This window comes from Gordonia sp. UBA5067, assembly GCF_002414845.1.
Classification (GTDB): domain Bacteria; phylum Actinomycetota; class Actinomycetes; order Mycobacteriales; family Mycobacteriaceae; genus Gordonia; species Gordonia defluvii.
In genome coordinates this window covers 30452-30721 of the sequence record NZ_DIAX01000031.1, presented here as the reverse complement: position 1 = coordinate 30721, position 270 = coordinate 30452, and the positions used below count along the sequence as shown (strand labels likewise).

1 pseudogene is annotated in these 270 nt (G+C 63.0%); it reads right to left on the bottom strand.

The features are described from left to right. Positions 1 to 270: pseudogene (locus B4M62_RS05185) on the bottom strand (polyphosphate kinase 2); the annotation flags it as partial.

Genomic DNA, 270 nt, shown 5'->3' with positions numbered 1-270 from the left:
GGTGTAGAAGAACATCGCCTCTTTCGCCTCGGTGTAGGCGTCCCACTTGTCCAGCGAGGCGAGGTCGGTCGGCGAGAGCTTCCACTGCTTGACCTTGTCGTTGGAGCGGGACACAAAGCGCGAGTGCTGCTCGGCGCGACCGACGGAGAACCAGAACTTGATCAGACGGGTGCCCGAGTTGACGAGCATCTGCTCGAACTCCGGTGCAGAACGGGTGAACTCGAGGTACTGCTGCGGCGTGCAGTAGCCCATGACGCGCTCGACGCCGGC